Origin of the sequence: Cryobacterium sp. PAMC25264 (assembly GCF_019443325.1) — a bacterium.
Taxonomy (GTDB): Bacteria; Actinomycetota; Actinomycetes; order Actinomycetales; family Microbacteriaceae; genus Cryobacterium.
Map to the genome: position 1 here is coordinate 116,477 of NZ_CP080383.1, position 14,187 is coordinate 130,663.

The window sequence follows — 14,187 nt, forward strand, 5'->3', positions numbered from 1 at the left end:
CGGCGTCTCCCAGAAAACACGAAAGGTCAACGTGGACAATCTCGGTGTTGTATTCCTCTCGGAGCTGGTGGGCACGGCCCTCCTGGTGCTCCTCGGCTGTGGCGTCGTCGCCAACGTCGCTCTCACGAAGAACAAGGGCTTCGGAGCCGGCTTCCTCATGGTCACCATCGGCTGGGGCCTCGCGGTCTTCGCCGGTGTGATCGTCTCCTACAACTCGGGAGCGCACCTGAACCCGGCGGTGACCCTGGGCCTGGTGTCCTCGGGCGCCACCGAGTTCGGCTCGGGCGTGCCGGTGAACGTCATCTCGGTGCTCACCTACATCGCCGCCCAGATGATCGGCGCCATCATCGGCGCTGTCGTGGTCTGGCTGGCGTACAAGCAGCACTTCGACCAGGAACCGGAACCGGCGAACAAGCTCGGCGTGTTCGCGACCGGGCCGGCCATCCGTTCGTACGGCTGGAACCTGGTCACCGAGATCATCGGCACGTTCGTGCTGGTGTTCGTGGTGATCGCGTTCGGCGGCGGACGTCAGGGTGAGAACGGCGGCCTGGCCGCCCTCGGCGCACTGCCGGTGGCGCTCCTGGTGATCGTGATCGGCACCTCGCTCGGCGGGCCCACCGGCTACGCCATCAACCCGGCGCGTGACCTCGGCCCCCGCATCGCCCACGCCCTCCTGCCCATCAAGGGCAAGCGCGGCTCCGACTGGTCCTACTCGTGGGTTCCCGTCGCCGGTCCGGTCATCGGCGGCGTGCTCGCCGGCTGGGCCTCCCTGATCCTGCTTCCCATCCTTGCCTGACCGTTCAGCCACCCACCCATCAATCTCACCAACCGCGTCCCAACACAGGAGTTCCGACATGAGTGACAAGTACATCTTCGCCATCGACCAGGGCACCACGAGCACCCGCGCGATCATCTTCGATCACTCGGGCTCGATCGTCTCGACCGGTCAGCTCGAACACGAGCAGATCTTCCCCCGAGCCGGCTGGGTCGAACACGACCCGATGGAGATCTGGGGCAACACCCGTCAGGTGATCGGCCAGGCCCTGTCCAAGGCCAACCTCACCCGCCACGACATCGAGGCCGTGGGCATCACGAACCAGCGCGAGACCGCCGTGGTCTGGGACCGCACCACCGGGCTGCCGGTGTACAACGCCATCGTTTGGCAGGACACCCGCACGCAGGCCATCGTCGACCGTCTTGCGGCGGATGGCGGCGGCGACCGGTTCAAGCCCGTCGTGGGCCTGCCGCTGGCCACGTACTTCTCCGGCACGAAGATCGCCTGGATCCTCGAGAACGTCGAGGGAGCCCGCGAGAAGGCCGACGCCGGCGACCTGATGTTCGGCACCACCGACACCTGGGTGCTCTGGAACCTCACCGGCGGTCTCGAGGGCGGCGTGCACGCCACCGACGTGACCAACGCCAGCCGCACCCTGTTCATGAACCTCGAAACCCTCGAATGGGACGACGAGATCCTCGGGATCTTCGGGGTGCCGCGCTCGATGATGCCCGAGATCCGCTCCTCCAGCGAGGTCTACGGCACCGTCAACGAGCACAGCCTGCTGCGCGAGGTGCCCATCGCGGGCATCCTCGGTGACCAGCAGGCCGCGACCTTCGGCCAGGCCGCGTTCGACCAGGGCGAGGCGAAGAACACCTACGGCACCGGTAACTTCCTGATCTTCAACACCGGAACCGAGATCATCCACTCCAAGAATGGCCTGCTCACCACGCTTGGCTACAAGCTCGGCGACGCCGAACCGCACTACGCGCTCGAGGGCTCCATCGCCGTCACCGGATCGCTCATCCAGTGGCTGCGTGACAGCCTCGGCATGATCAGTTCGGCCAGCGAGATCGAGGCGCTCGCCCGCACCGTGGACGACAATGGCGGCGCGTATTTCGTGCCGGCGTTCAGCGGCCTGTTCGCGCCGTACTGGCGCTCGGATGCCCGTGGCGCTCTGGTGGGACTCACCCGGTTCGTCAACAAGGGCCACATCGCCCGCGCGGCGCTGGAGGCCATCGCCTTCCAGACCCGCGAGGTCATCGACGCGGTCAACGCCGACTCGGGAGTTCCGCTGACCGAGCTCAAGGTGGACGGCGGGGCAACGGGCAACAACCTGCTGCTGCAGTTCCAGGCCGACATCCTCGGTGTGCCCGTTGTGCGTCCGGTCGTCGCCGAGACCACGGCGCTGGGCGCCGCCTACGCGGCCGGCCTGGCCGTGGGCTTCTGGAGCGGTTTGGGCGAACTGCGCGCCAACTGGCAGGAAGACGCCCGTTGGGAGCCCGACATGGACGAGGCCGAGCGGGCCCGTCTGCTCCGCAACTGGAAGAAGGCCGTCACGAAGACCCTCGACTGGGTCGACGAGGACGTCCTCTAGCTCCAGGACCCAGCAGCCCCTCAGTGGACATCACTTCGGCGCCGCATCCGTCACTCTTCGGAGTTGCGCGGGTGCGGCGCCGTTTCGCGCCCGGCGTGCCACAGGCGCAGTGGCGTGCCTCCCGCGTGACGCGTTGCGCAGGTGCGGCGCCGATCCGCGGATGCCTGGCGTGAGCGGCGTGCCTCCCGCGCAGCGGCGTGCCTCCCGCGCAGCGGCGTGGGGCACGCGCGTGGGAGAACGCGGGTGCGGCGCCGTTTCGCGCCTGGCGTGCCACCGGCGCAGTGGCGTGCCTCCCGCGCGACGCGTTGCGCAGGTGCGGCGCCGATCCGCGGATGCCTGGCGTGAGCGTCGTGCCTCCCGCGCAGCGTCGTGCCTCCCTCGCAGCGGCGTGGGGCACGCGCGTGGGAGAACGCGGGTGCGGCGCCGTTTCGCGCCCGGCGTGCCACCGGCGCAGCGGCGCCTGACCCGCGCGTCGGCCGGTGCGGCGTGGCCACGTGGCCGCCTCCGGTTGGCGCTAGCTCGGGGCGAGGAGGGCGGGCAGGGCGGCGAGGGTGCTCAGGCGGAGGACGCCCAGGGTGCGGGCCTCGGCGAGGTCGGCGTCCGGCGGGGGTGGGCCCGCCGACCCGACCCGGTCCAGCCAGACGCCGGTGAGGCCCGCGGCGGCGGCGCCGATCGCGTCGGTGCGCAACCGGTCGCCCACATACACCGAGCGGGCAGGGTCGGCGCCGAAGAGGGCGCAGGCGTGCCGGAAGATCTCCGCCCGGGGCTTGGCCAGGCCGAACTCGGCCGAGGTGACCACGTGCTCCACCCGGGCGTGCAGCCCGGTGTCGGCCAGTTTCACGCTCTGGTAGGCCAGCTCGCCGTTGGTGATCAGCCCGAACCGCACGCCGGGGATGCGGCGGGTGAGGTCATCCAGGCACGCCAGAGCGTCGTCGTGCAGGCGCCAGCTCGCCCGGTAGTGCACAAAGTAGTCGGTGAACCAGGCGGCAGCCTCGGCGTCGGTGAGCTGGACCCCGTGCGCGGCGGCGAAATCCCGCGCCCGGGCGCTGCGCTGCCCGGCGAAGTCCAGGTCGCCGGCGAGGTAGGCGTGATAGTGCTGCTCCTCGAGCGCGTTCCAGAGGGCCACGACCGAGTGCGGATCGGCGGCCGCGCCCCCGCCGCCCTGCGCGGCGACGTGACCGAGGATCCCGGCGGCCACGGCCTCACGGTGCGCGAACAGGGTGTCGTCCAGGTCGAACAGCACCACAGCGGGCGGCGTCACACCCGTCACACCCGTCACATCCGTCATTGCGGCCGCACCGGCCACAGGCGCCCCGTGGAACGCTCGGCACCGCTCATGCGGCCACGACCTCGGCCGGCCAGCCCGCGGGCGGTGTGCGGTCGTCGGTGGCGTGCAGCGCGCCCTTCCACGAGGGCGGGTGGGTCCCGTCTCGATACGCGATCCCGGCCGGCCCCTGCCCGGTGAAGCGGAACCCGGCCTTCCGGGCAGCGCGCGCCGACGCGAGGTTGCCGGCGACGCACTCCCAGTGCACGGTGTCGCAGAGCCCGGTCGAGAAGCCCCACTCGAGCACCAGCCGCTGTGCCTCGACCATGAGGCCCCGGCCCCGGTGGGCAGCGCCGAGCCAGAACCCGATCGAACTCGTGCGGCTCGCGAAACCGGACTGCGAATCCGAACCGGACGCGGAACCCGACCCCACACTGGGCTCGGCCGCAGCCTCCGCAGACCCAACCGGCACGCTCAGGCTGATCACACCGAGGAGCTCCGATCCGACCTCCCCGCGCACCGCCCAGGTGTATTCCTGGTCGCCGGCCCACGCGTCCGGCACGTAATCGGTGACGAAGTCGGTGGCATCCTCGAGCCGGTACGGCGACGGCAGGCGTGCCAGATACCGCGCCATCACCGGGTCCTGGCAGTACTCGAACACCAGGGCGGCGTCCGCCGGGCGCGGGGCATCCAAGCAGAGCAGCGGGGAGGACAGCTCGACCGGTCGCATCAGCAGAGAGAACGCCTCAGCGGCGCGCCAGGAAACCCATGCGCTCGAACGCGTTCGCGAGGGTGACATCGGCCACGGCGGCGGCCCGGTCGGCGTTGCCGGCCAGAATCCGGTCCAGCTCGGCCGGGTCGTCGAGCAGCTCGAGCGTGCGCCCTCGGATCGCGCCGAAGGTCTCGGTGACCACCTCGGCCAGGCCCTTCTTGAAGTCGCCGTAGCCGCGGCCGGCGTACTCGTCCTCGAGCGACTGGATCGAACGCTCCGCCATCACGGAGTAGATCGTGAGCAGGTTCGCCACGCCGGGCTTGTTCTCCCGGTCGAAGACCACGCCGCCCTCGGCATCGGTCACGGCGCGCATGATCTTCTTGGCGGTGACGGATGGCTCGTCGAGCATCCAGATCACGCCGGCGTGCGACTCGGCAGATTTCGACATCTTCGCGGCGGGGTTCTGCAGGTCATAGATCTTCGCGGTGTCGCGGATGATCGAGGCTTCTGGCACCGTGAAGGTGTCGCCGAAGCGGGAGTTGAACCGTGCCGCCAGGTCTCGGGTGAGTTCAACGTGCTGGCGCTGGTCCTCGCCCACGGGCACGATCTCGCTCTGGAACAGCAGGATGTCCGCGGCCATGAGCACCGGGTAGGCGAACAGCCCCACCGTGGTGGCGTCGGCGCCCTGCTTCTGTGACTTGTCCTTGAACTGGGTCATCCGGCTGGCCTCGCCGAACCCGGTGAGCGTGTTCAGAGCCCAGGCCAGCTGCGCGTGCGCGGTCACGTGCGACTGCACGTAGAGGGTCGACGCCGCCGGGTCGATGCCCGCAGCGATGTACTGCGCGGCGGTGGCGCGGGTGTTCTCGCGCAGCTTGGCCGGGTCCTGCGCCACGGTGATGGCGTGCAGGTCCACGATCGAGAAGTACGCGTCGTGGGTCTGCTGCAGCTTCTTCCAGTTCAGCAGCGCACCGATGTAGTTGCCGATCTGCAGCGAGTCGGCGGACGGCTGCATGCCGGAGTAGAGGCGGGTCTTGGTCATGATGGGGTGTCTTTCGTTGAGCGTGGGCCGCGGTGCGGCGAGGGGACGAGCTAGATGTCGTAGTCGACGACCACGGGGGCGTGGTCGCTCCAGCGCTGGTCGTAGGCATCCGCCCGGTCGACCGTGTAGTTGACGACGGATGCCGCCAGTGTGGGAGTCGCGAGCTGGTAGTCGATGCGCCAGCCGGTGTCGTTGTCGAACGCCTGGCCGCGCCAGGACCACCAGGTGAACGGTCCGTCCACCTCGCCGGCGGCCTTACGGCCCACGTCCACCCAGCCCAGGCCCGCACCGTTGTTGTAGTCGGCCTCGTCCTCGGCACCGAGGATCCTGTCGAAGTAGACGCGCTCCTCGGGCAGGAAGCCGGCGCGTTTCACGTTGCCCTTCCAGTTCTTGATGTCGAATTTGCGGTGCCCAACGTTCAGGTCGCCGAGCACGACGACCCGCTCGCTGTGCGCAGCGAGTTCGGGCAGCCGGGTGAGCATGGAGTCGAGGAAGGTGAACTTCTCGACCTGCTTGGGGGTGTCCACCTCGCCGGAGTGCACATAGGTACTCACCACGGTGACGACTTTGCTGTTCACCTCGAAGTCGGCCTCGAGCCAGCGGCCGGCGCTGTCGAAGTCGGGGTGGCCCAACTCGACGCGGTGGATCGACGCGCTCTTCCTGCTGGCGATCGCCACGCCGGCGCGGCCCTTGGCCGTGGCCGGGTCGTGCAGGATGTTCCAGTCTGGTCCGAGTAGACCCTCAATGTCTTCGGTCGCGGCGCGCACCTCTTGGATGGCGAGGATATCGACGTCGCGGGTGGCGAGCCAGTCACCCATGCCCTTCCGGAACGCGGCACGGATGCCGTTGGTGTTGATGCTGGCGATGCGAAGCGGCTGGGTGGTGGACTCTGGTGCAGAAGACGGCATGCGCCGATTCTACCGAGTGCCCCCGAAGCCGGCGCCGGGCCGGCTCACTTGACGGCGGCGATGCCGCTCGATCCGTCCTTCTCAGCGCGATTCTCCGCCCGCCGCAGCCGGCGGGTACGGCCGGGTCGCTGATACCAGGATGCGTCCGCCAGGGCTTCCTGCGCCTCGCGCAGCTCGGCCGCGGCCACGAGGCGCTTGGCCTCTGCCTCCTTCTCGGCGGCAAGTTTCTTGGCCTCGTCGGCGCTCAGCGTCGACGGCGGGATGCCGGCGTCCTGCATGCCCACCGCGATCCAGGAGGCGGAGATCAGAGTGACCGTGGAGGTGAGGTTGAACCAGATCAACAAACCGATGATCACCGCGAATCCGGCCAGGAGCGGGTTACGCGCGGCGCCGCCGAGCAGGGCCGCCCCGAGGATCTTGAGCACGCCCAGGGCGACAGCACCGAGCAGCGACCCCACCAGGAGGTTGCGGAACGGGATGCGCACGTGGGAAAGCACCCGGAATAGCCCGGCCAGGGTGATGGTGTCGATGATCAGCACGATCAGCAGCCCGAGCGCCTGGCTCGACGCGACGAACCAGAACGAGTCGCTGCCCTGACCGACCAGTCCCAGCAACCAGCGCAGTGCCTCGGTGCTCAGAATGGAGATGACCGCGGAGGTCACCAGGGCCAGGCCGAACAGTAGGCCGAGACCGAGTTCGCGTAGCTTGGCGAGCACGAAGAAGGTGGTGTCCTGGCCCATGCCGAAAATGCCGCGCACGGCCTGGGAGGTGGTGCTGAGCCAGCCCAGGGTGGTGCCGAGCAAACCCACCAGGGCGATGGCGCTCGACCAGGTGAGCGCGCTGGTGTTGTCGAGGGTCTCTGGATCGATCACGCCTGGCGTTCCGATCAGGCCGGGAACGGACTGGTTGATGATCACGAACAGCTGATCCATCAGGTCGGGGTTGGAGTTGAGCCAGATCCCGGCGACGGAGAACATCAGCCAGAGCGCAGCGAAGATCGCGAAGATCGCCTGGTAGGCCATGCCGGCGGCGAGCACGGGTCCGCGACTCTGGCTGAAATGGGTGAACACTCGCACCGGTCGAGTGGCCATGATGCGCGTGACAAGGTCGCCGATCTTCATCGACCCAGCCTAACGAAAGGCACCGCCGACGCCCGGGTCGCCTCGCCACCGACCCCCAATCCGAGGCGCATCCGGGTGCTGAGGCTCTCTCGAGTCTTGTGGGATGCCCGGCCGGCTGCGACGATGCTCCTGTCGTCCCAGTTGCCTCGGCACCCGCTGTTCGAACCTGGATGGACCATCCATGTCATCACCGTCGATTCCGCCGCACGGTCAGCGGCCGAGTGCCCTCTCCGGTGCGGTTCTGCGCACACTGTGGGCGGCCGCACTGCTGGCCGGAGGGGCCGGCGGCACTCTGCTCGCAGCGGACGAACTGGCCTCGGCGGCACCGGGCACGGCGGAGCAAGACCCGGCGTCGGCGGCCCAGGGCACGGCGTCGAGCGGGCCGGGGGCGGCATCCGCCCAGCAGGCACGCGACAGCACCGATGCTCTCGCTCTACTGCCCCTGGGCGGGGGAGTGGCGGCTCTCGGAACGGCGTCGGTAGTGGTGTTCCGGCGGCTGAACCTCAGCGACGACTGACGCCCGGCTCGCGTCGTGCGCACGCCGGGCGGTCGAGGATCGTTACGGCTTGCCCCGCATGATGGCCTGCTTGACCTCGGCGATGGCCTGCGTCACCTGGATGCCGCGCGGGCAGGCTTCGGTGCAGTTGAAGGTCGTGCGGCAACGCCAGACGCCTTCCTTGTCGTTGAGGATGTCCAGGCGCACGGCGGCGCTGTCGTCGCGGGAGTCGAAGATGAACCGGTGTGCGTTCACGATCGCGGCCGGGCCGAAGTACTGGCCGTCGGTCCAGAAGACCGGGCAGCTCGACGTGCACGCGGCGCAGAGGATGCACTTGGTGGTGTCGTCGAAACGCTCGCGCTGGGCGACGGTCTGGATGCGCTCCTTGCCGTCCTTGGGCAGGTTCTGCGCCATCAGGAACGGCTGCACCTCGCGGAAGGAAGCGAAGAACGGCTCCATGTCCACGATCAGGTCCTTCTCCAGCGGCAGGCCCTTGATGGCCTCCACGGTGACGGGCTTGGTGATGTCGAGGTCCTTGATCAGGGTCTTGCAGGCCAGGCGGTTGCGCCCGTTGATGCGCATCGCATCGGAGCCACAGATGCCGTGCGCGCAGGAGCGGCGGAAGCTCAGGGAGCCGTCCTGTTCCCACTTGATCTTGTGCAGCGCGTCCAGGATGCGGTCGGTCGCGTACATCTGAACGTCATAGTTCTCCCAGTGCGGGTCTTCGTCGGTCTCCGGGTTGAACCGGCGCACCGACAGGGTGACCGTGAACGACTGGATCTCTTCGGGAACCGCTGGAGGCTTCTCGAGGGTGGGGGTGCTCACTAGTACTTCCTCTCCATCGGCTGGTAGCGCGTAATGGTCACGGGCTTCCAGTCGAGCGAAATGTGGTCGGCAGCATCCGCCGACAGCGCGTCGCCGGACAGGTAGGCCATGGTGTGCTGCAGGTAGTTGACGTCGTCGCGCAGGGGATAGTCGTCGCGCATGTGGCCGCCGCGGCTTTCCTTGCGGTTGCGCGCGGAGTACACGACAACCTCGGCCAGGTCGAGCAGGAAGCCCAGCTCGACGGCCTCGAGCAGGTCGGTGTTGAACCGGCGGCCCTTGTCCTGCACGCCGATGTTCTTGTAGCGCTCGCGGAGCAGGTGGATGGTCTCGGTCACCTCGGAGAGGGACTCGTCGGTGCGGAACACCTGTGCCTTGGCGTCCATGACCTCCTGCAGCTCGCGGCGGAGCACGGCGATGCGCTCGGTGCCGGTGGAGGTGCGGATGGTGGCCAGCAGCTCGCGCACGAACTTGGCCGGGTCTTCGGGCAGCGGCACGAACTCGGCGGTCTTGACGTACTCGACAGCGTTGTTGCCGGCGCGCTTGCCGAACACGTTGATGTCCAGGAGCGAGTTGGTGCCGAGCCGGTTGGAGCCGTGTACCGAGACGCAGGCGCATTCGCCGGCGGCGTAGAGGCCCGGCACGACGGTGGCGTTGTCGCGGAGCACCTCGGCCTTGACGTTGGTGGGAATGCCGCCCATCGCGTAGTGCGCGGTGGGCATCACGGGCACCGGCTCGGTGACAGGGTCGACGCCGAGGTAGGTGCGGGCGAACTCGGTGATGTCGGGCAGTTTGGTCTCGAGCACTTCGGCGCCGAGGTGGGTGCAGTCCAGGTAGACGTAGTCCTTGTTGGGGCCGGCGCCGCGGCCCTCAGCGACCTCCTTGACCATGCAGCGGGCCACGATGTCACGCGGGGCGAGGTCCTTGATGGTGGGCGCGTAACGCTCCATGAACCGCTCGCCGGAGGCGTTGCGGAGGATCGCACCCTCACCGCGGGCGCCCTCGGTGAGCAGGATCCCCAGGCCCGCCAGGCCGGTCGGGTGGAACTGGAAGAACTCCATGTCCTCCAGCGGCAGGCCCTTGCGCCAGATGATGCCCACGCCGTCGCCGGTAAGGGTGTGCGCGTTGGAGGTGGTCTTGTAGATCTTGCCGAAACCGCCGGTGGCGAAGATGAACGCCTTGCCGGAGAAGACGTGCAGCTCACCGCTGGCCAGGTCGTAGGCGACCACGCCGGAGGGCTGGTCGACGCCGTCGACGTTCGTCATGATCAGGTCGAGCACGTAGAACTCGTTGAAGAAGTTGATGCCGCGCTTGACGCAGTTCTGGTACAGCGTCTGCAGGATCATGTGGCCGGTACGGTCGGCGGCGTAGCAGGCGCGGCGTACCGGGCTCTTGCCGTGGTCGCGGGTGTGGCCGCCGAAGCGGCGCTGGTCGATCTTGCCCTCTGGCGTGCGGTTGAAGGGCAGGCCCATGTTCTCGAGGTCGATGACCGCGTCGATGGCTTCCTTGGCGAGGATCTCCGCGGCGTCCTGGTCGACGAGGTAGTCACCGCCCTTGACGGTGTCGAAGGTGTGCCACTCCCAGTTGTCTTCCTCCACGTTGGCCAGGGCCGCGGCCATGCCGCCCTGCGCCGCACCGGTGTGCGAGCGGGTGGGGTAGAGCTTCGAGATTACCGCGGTGGATGCGTTCGGGCCGGCCTCGATGGCGGCCCGCATGCCCGCTCCTCCCGCCCCGATGATGACGATGTCGAACTGGTGGTAGTGCACGCCGTCGACGATGGTGGATTCGGGATTGGTCACAGGTGCATCCGTCATGGAAGTTTTTGCAGCTCCTTGGGGGCCTAGAGGGCCTGGCAGAAAGTGGGCAGAAGGTCGGCGGGAGAACCGGCCGGGCACGGGTCGAAGGTGAAGACAACGAGGGTGCCGAGAACGATCAGGATGACCACGGCAGCGAGGATCGCGGACTTGAGGATGCCGCGGCCGACCCGCGTGGTGGCGTAGTCGTTCACGAGGGTGCGCATACCGTTGCCGCCGTGGATGAGGGCGAGCCAGAGCATGGCCACATCCCACCACTGCCAGAACGGGCTGGACAGCTTGCCGGCGACGAAGGCGAAGTTGAGGGCGCTGACGCCCTCGCCCACCATGAGGTTGACGAAGAGGTGGCCGAAGATCAGCACGACCAGCACGATGCCGGACACGCGCATGTAGATCCAGCCCCACTTCTCCCAGTTGATACCGCGCTTGTGCGGGGTGCGGGCGTACGGGCTGCGGGGGGCGGCGAGAGTCGAAGTCATGATCCGGTCCTCCTAGTGGCTGAACACGTTGATCAGGTGGCGGGGCACGAAGGCGATCATGGTGACCAGCCAGAGGCCGATGACCACGTAGAAGAGCACCCGCTGGTACTTCGCGTTCCAGAAGTCGATGGCGATGATCCGCAGGCCGTTGAAGGCGTGGAACACGATCGCGGCGACGAGGGCGGTCTCGCCCAGGCCCATGATGGGCGTCTGGTATTGGCTGATCACGGCGTTGTAGGCCTCGGGACTGACCCGCACGAGGGCGGTGTCGAGAATGTGCACGAGGAGGAAGAAGAAGATCGCCACCCCGGTGATCCGGTGCAACACCCAGGACCACATGCCCTCACGGCCGCGGTAGAGCGTTCCGGCCGGGCGACGCGAGGTCGTCTTCCGCTGAGCTGTCAGGGCCCCTGCCGAATTCTGTGGCATGACCAACCCTCCCTGGCTGAGTCGTGACCCCTGCTGAACGAGGTGTCATCGTTGAACAAACACGTGCCTACAGTCTATGTCTCGACAACGAGATAAGTCGGTTAGGGCTGCCTAAGCAAGCTGGCCGGAACAGAGGCTTTGTACCCTCTCTCCTGCACCACCCTTTTCGGGGTCGGGCCGGCCGGGTCAGCGACGTTGCGCCAGGGGCACCAGGGTCTCGGCGCGGCGGGCGAGTCCCTCGTCGATGACCCGCTGGTAATAGTCGAACAGGGTGCCGCAGACGCTCTCCCAGCTGCGGCCGAGCACCGCCCGGCGGCCTGCCTCCCCCATCCGGTGCCGCAGTGACCTGTCGGCGACGAGCGCGGACACGTGGCGGCGGAGGTCCGCGTCATCGTCGGGATGGAACAGGAAGCCGTCGGTGCCGTGGTCGACGAGGTCGATCGGGCCGCCGGCCCGGGGCGCCACGACGGGCAGTCCGGCCGCATGCGCCTCCTGCAGGGTCTGGCCGAACGTCTCCTCGGTGCCCGCGTGCAGGAACACGTCGAAGGCGGCGTAGGCGGCGGCGAGCTCGGGTCCGGCGAGACGGCCGAGCCAGGTGACCGGCATGCCGGCCAGCGCCCTGGCCACCAGGGGAGTGGACGGTCCGTCGCCGACCAGGGCGATGCTGATACCGGGCAACCCGCGCAGGGCGCGGAAGCGTTCGACCTGCTTCTCGGGTGCGATCCGCCCCACGTAACCGATCACGACCTCGCCGGCCGGTGCCAGGGTCTCGCGCAACGCCGCCACGCTGGGGTCCCTCCGGTTATTGGGGTGATAGCCGTCCAGGTCCACACCGCGGGTCCAGCGATCCAGGTTGGCCACACCGATGCGCCGCAGGTCCCGCATCGAGGCCTCCGACGGCACCAGGGTGAGATCGGCGCCGTCGTGCACCCACTTGACGAACCGCCAGGCCAACCGGGTGGCCTGGCCGAGGTGGTTGCGGTGGGCATAGCCGGCCACATCCGTTTGGAACACCGCCACGCTGGGCACCCCCAGGCGCCGGGCCGCGGCGATCCCCTGGGCGCCGAGCAGGAACGGTGACGCGGCGTGCAGCACATCCGGTTGGAAGTCGGCCAGCAGCCCCAGCACCCGCGGGTTCGGCAACCCCACCGGGAACTGCCGGTAGGACAGGGCGGGCACCGTGTGCACCGGAAAACCGGCGTACGACTCCGGGGCCCCGAACGGAGCCACGACCATGGCCTCGTGGCCGGTGCGGCGCAGTTCGGCCAGCACCTTGCAGACGCTCGTGGTGACCCCGCTGACCGTGGGGAGGAAGCTTTCGCTGACGACGGCAACCCTCATGTCGCCACAGTAGGCAGCCCGCACGTCTGCCCGGTGAACCCTGGATGAACAGGGTCGACGAACCGGTAGTCTGGCGCAATGTCCCACTCCAGCGATGCCCTCGACCGCTTCTACAGTGTGATCCCCGCCGGCGGGATCGGCTCGAGGCTGTGGCCGCTCTCGCGCGCCGATGCACCCAAGTTCCTGCACGACCTCACCGGCAGCGGCCAGACGCTGCTCCGCGCCACCTGGGACCGGCTCGCACCGCTCGCCGGCGACCAGCGCATCATGGTCGTCACGGGCCGCGCGCACCGCGCCGCCGTTGAGGAGCAGCTGCCGGAGTTGGCCGACCTCAACGTGGTCCTCGAAAGCGAGCCGCGGGACTCCTCGGCCGCGATCGGCCTCGCCGCCGCCATCCTCGAGCGCCGCGAGCCGGGCGTGATCATCGGCTCGTTCGCCGCCGACCACGTCATCAAGGGCCCGGCCGCCTTCCGTCAGGCCGTCGTCGAGGCCATCGCCGCGGCAGACACCGGTCTCATCGTCACCATCGGCATCCAGCCCACCGAGCCGGCGATCGGCTTCGGCTACATCAAGACCGGCGGCCCGCTCGACATCGACGGCGCCCCGAGCGCCCAGTCGGTCAACTCGTTCGTGGAGAAGCCCAGCCCGGCCACCGCCAAGCGTTACCTCTCCAGCGGCCAGTACCTCTGGAACGCGGGCATGTTCATCGCCCGCGCCGACCGCCTACTGGAAGAGATCGGCGCGTCAGAGCCCGAGTTGCTCGCAGGGCTCCTGGAACTGGCCGAGGCGTGGGACACGCCCCGCCGCGGCGCCGTGGTCGACCAGGTCTGGCCCAAGCTCAAGAAGATCGCCATCGATTACTCGGTGGCCGAACCGGCCGCCGTCAAGGGCAAGCTCGCCGTGATCCCCGGCCAGTTCGACTGGGATGACGTGGGAGACTTCGCGTCGATCGCCAAGATCCATGCCAACGGCCGCAAGCGCGACCTGGCGATCCTCGGCGAGGGCGCCCGGGTGCTGGCCGACTCCTCCAGCGGCATCGTGGTCAGCCACACCAAGCGCATGATCGCGCTCATCGGCGTGGACGACATCGTCGTGGTCGACACCCCGGACGCCCTCCTGGTCACCACCAGCGCGAACGCTCAGAAGGTCAAGGCCGTCGTCGACGCCCTCCGGCTCTCCGGCAGCTCGGACGTGCTCTGACCGGCTTGGGCGCGCCCGCGACGGGTTGCTCGGCATTAGCCCCGGTAGATGACGATTTGTGTCCACCGGATTTCCAGAATGTCGCGGGTTGATAACCTTTTGGCTACAGTGCCGCTTTGCTCATCTGAGCAGGGGTGTTCTGGGTAACGTGTACTCCATATAGCAGCCCGTGCGATCCCACGCCGGGCCT

At 68.5% G+C, this 14,187-nt stretch carries 14 protein-coding genes; 4 read left to right on the forward strand and 10 right to left on the reverse strand.

The window, feature by feature from the left end:
* Window positions 1–31: 31 nt before the first annotated feature.
* Complete coding sequence (locus KY500_RS00500; RefSeq protein WP_066592967.1) at window positions 32–796, forward strand: MIP/aquaporin family protein; 765 nt, start codon at window positions 32–34, stop codon at window positions 794–796.
* 58 nt (window positions 797–854) lie between these two features.
* Window positions 855–2,372, forward strand: a complete 1,518-nt coding sequence (glpK, locus tag KY500_RS00505; protein ID WP_120338041.1) for a glycerol kinase GlpK — start codon at window positions 855–857, stop codon at window positions 2,370–2,372.
* 514 nt (window positions 2,373–2,886) lie between these two features.
* On the opposite strand, the gene KY500_RS00510 is transcribed toward glpK, so the two are convergent.
* From KY500_RS00510 to KY500_RS00530, 5 genes are read right to left on the reverse strand one after another with little or no spacing between them, the layout of a single operon-like run.
* Window positions 2,887–3,660, reverse strand: a complete 774-nt coding sequence (locus KY500_RS00510) for an HAD family hydrolase (RefSeq protein WP_255579621.1) — start codon at window positions 3,658–3,660, stop codon at window positions 2,887–2,889.
* Window positions 3,661–3,706: 46 nt separating this feature from the next.
* On the reverse strand, window positions 3,707–4,366 hold the full coding sequence (locus KY500_RS00515; protein WP_219901907.1) for a GNAT family N-acetyltransferase: 660 nt from the start codon (window positions 4,364–4,366) through the stop codon (window positions 3,707–3,709).
* A 16-nt stretch (window positions 4,367–4,382) separates the two neighbouring features.
* Entirely contained in the window at window positions 4,383–5,387 is a 1,005-nt protein-coding gene (trpS, locus tag KY500_RS00520; RefSeq protein ID WP_219901908.1) for a tryptophan--tRNA ligase, read from the reverse strand.
* A gap of 50 nt (window positions 5,388–5,437) precedes the next feature.
* On the reverse strand, window positions 5,438–6,295 hold the full coding sequence (locus KY500_RS00525) for an exodeoxyribonuclease III (protein WP_219901909.1): 858 nt from the start codon (window positions 6,293–6,295) through the stop codon (window positions 5,438–5,440).
* Window positions 6,296–6,339: 44 nt separating this feature from the next.
* On the reverse strand, window positions 6,340–7,416 hold the full coding sequence (locus tag KY500_RS00530) for a YihY/virulence factor BrkB family protein (protein ID WP_219901910.1): 1,077 nt from the start codon (window positions 7,414–7,416) through the stop codon (window positions 6,340–6,342).
* Between the two features lie 181 nt (window positions 7,417–7,597).
* Between KY500_RS00530 and KY500_RS00535 the strand changes: the two genes are divergently transcribed.
* Complete coding sequence (locus tag KY500_RS00535) at window positions 7,598–7,933, forward strand: hypothetical protein (RefSeq protein ID WP_219901911.1); 336 nt, start codon at window positions 7,598–7,600, stop codon at window positions 7,931–7,933.
* A 42-nt stretch (window positions 7,934–7,975) separates the two neighbouring features.
* Here the strand turns inward: KY500_RS00535 and KY500_RS00540 are convergent, their stop codons facing one another.
* The 5 genes from KY500_RS00540 to KY500_RS00560 all read right to left on the reverse strand — a co-directional run bounded on the left by KY500_RS00540 (window position 7,976) and on the right by KY500_RS00560 (window position 12,797).
* Window positions 7,976–8,737: a succinate dehydrogenase iron-sulfur subunit gene (locus tag KY500_RS00540; protein ID WP_219901912.1), complete on the reverse strand. Its 762-nt coding sequence runs from the start codon at window positions 8,735–8,737 to the stop codon at window positions 7,976–7,978.
* Window positions 8,737–10,533: a succinate dehydrogenase flavoprotein subunit gene (gene sdhA, locus KY500_RS00545; protein WP_255579624.1), complete on the reverse strand. Its 1,797-nt coding sequence runs from the start codon at window positions 10,531–10,533 to the stop codon at window positions 8,737–8,739. The genes KY500_RS00540 and sdhA overlap by 1 nt, the downstream gene beginning before the upstream one ends.
* Window positions 10,534–10,574: 41 nt before the next feature.
* Window positions 10,575–11,027 (reverse strand): succinate dehydrogenase hydrophobic membrane anchor subunit, encoded by a 453-nt coding sequence (locus KY500_RS00550; protein ID WP_219901914.1) that lies wholly within the window; start codon window positions 11,025–11,027, stop codon window positions 10,575–10,577.
* Between the two features lie 12 nt (window positions 11,028–11,039).
* Complete coding sequence (gene sdhC, locus KY500_RS00555) at window positions 11,040–11,456, reverse strand: succinate dehydrogenase, cytochrome b556 subunit (protein WP_084020612.1); 417 nt, start codon at window positions 11,454–11,456, stop codon at window positions 11,040–11,042.
* A 186-nt stretch (window positions 11,457–11,642) separates the two neighbouring features.
* Complete coding sequence (locus KY500_RS00560) at window positions 11,643–12,797, reverse strand: glycosyltransferase family 1 protein (RefSeq protein ID WP_219901915.1); 1,155 nt, start codon at window positions 12,795–12,797, stop codon at window positions 11,643–11,645.
* A 78-nt stretch (window positions 12,798–12,875) separates the two neighbouring features.
* Here KY500_RS00560 and KY500_RS00565 point away from each other — a divergent pair, with 78 nt between their 5' ends.
* Complete coding sequence (locus tag KY500_RS00565; RefSeq protein WP_066592995.1) at window positions 12,876–13,997, forward strand: mannose-1-phosphate guanylyltransferase; 1,122 nt, start codon at window positions 12,876–12,878, stop codon at window positions 13,995–13,997.
* Window positions 13,998–14,187 lie beyond the last annotated feature (190 nt).

Excerpts from the sequence above, each read along its gene's own strand:
- glpK (WP_120338041.1), top strand. The coding sequence starts at position 855 with ATGAGTGACAAGTACATCTTCGCCATCGACCAGGGCACCACGAGCACC.
- KY500_RS00510 (WP_255579621.1), bottom strand. The coding sequence starts at position 3,660 with ATGACGGATGTGACGGGTGTGACGGGTGTGACGCCGCCCGCTGTGGTG.
- KY500_RS00515 (WP_219901907.1), bottom strand. The coding sequence starts at position 4,366 with ATGCGACCGGTCGAGCTGTCCTCCCCGCTGCTCTGCTTGGATGCCCCG.
- trpS (WP_219901908.1), bottom strand. The coding sequence starts at position 5,387 with ATGACCAAGACCCGCCTCTACTCCGGCATGCAGCCGTCCGCCGACTCG.
- KY500_RS00525 (WP_219901909.1), bottom strand. The coding sequence starts at position 6,295 with ATGCCGTCTTCTGCACCAGAGTCCACCACCCAGCCGCTTCGCATCGCC.
- KY500_RS00530 (WP_219901910.1), bottom strand. The coding sequence starts at position 7,416 with ATGAAGATCGGCGACCTTGTCACGCGCATCATGGCCACTCGACCGGTG.
- KY500_RS00535 (WP_219901911.1), top strand. The coding sequence starts at position 7,598 with ATGTCATCACCGTCGATTCCGCCGCACGGTCAGCGGCCGAGTGCCCTC.
- KY500_RS00550 (WP_219901914.1), bottom strand. The coding sequence starts at position 11,027 with ATGACTTCGACTCTCGCCGCCCCCCGCAGCCCGTACGCCCGCACCCCG.
- sdhC (WP_084020612.1), bottom strand. The coding sequence starts at position 11,456 with ATGCCACAGAATTCGGCAGGGGCCCTGACAGCTCAGCGGAAGACGACC.
- KY500_RS00560 (WP_219901915.1), bottom strand. The coding sequence starts at position 12,797 with ATGAGGGTTGCCGTCGTCAGCGAAAGCTTCCTCCCCACGGTCAGCGGG.
- KY500_RS00565 (WP_066592995.1), top strand. The coding sequence starts at position 12,876 with ATGTCCCACTCCAGCGATGCCCTCGACCGCTTCTACAGTGTGATCCCC.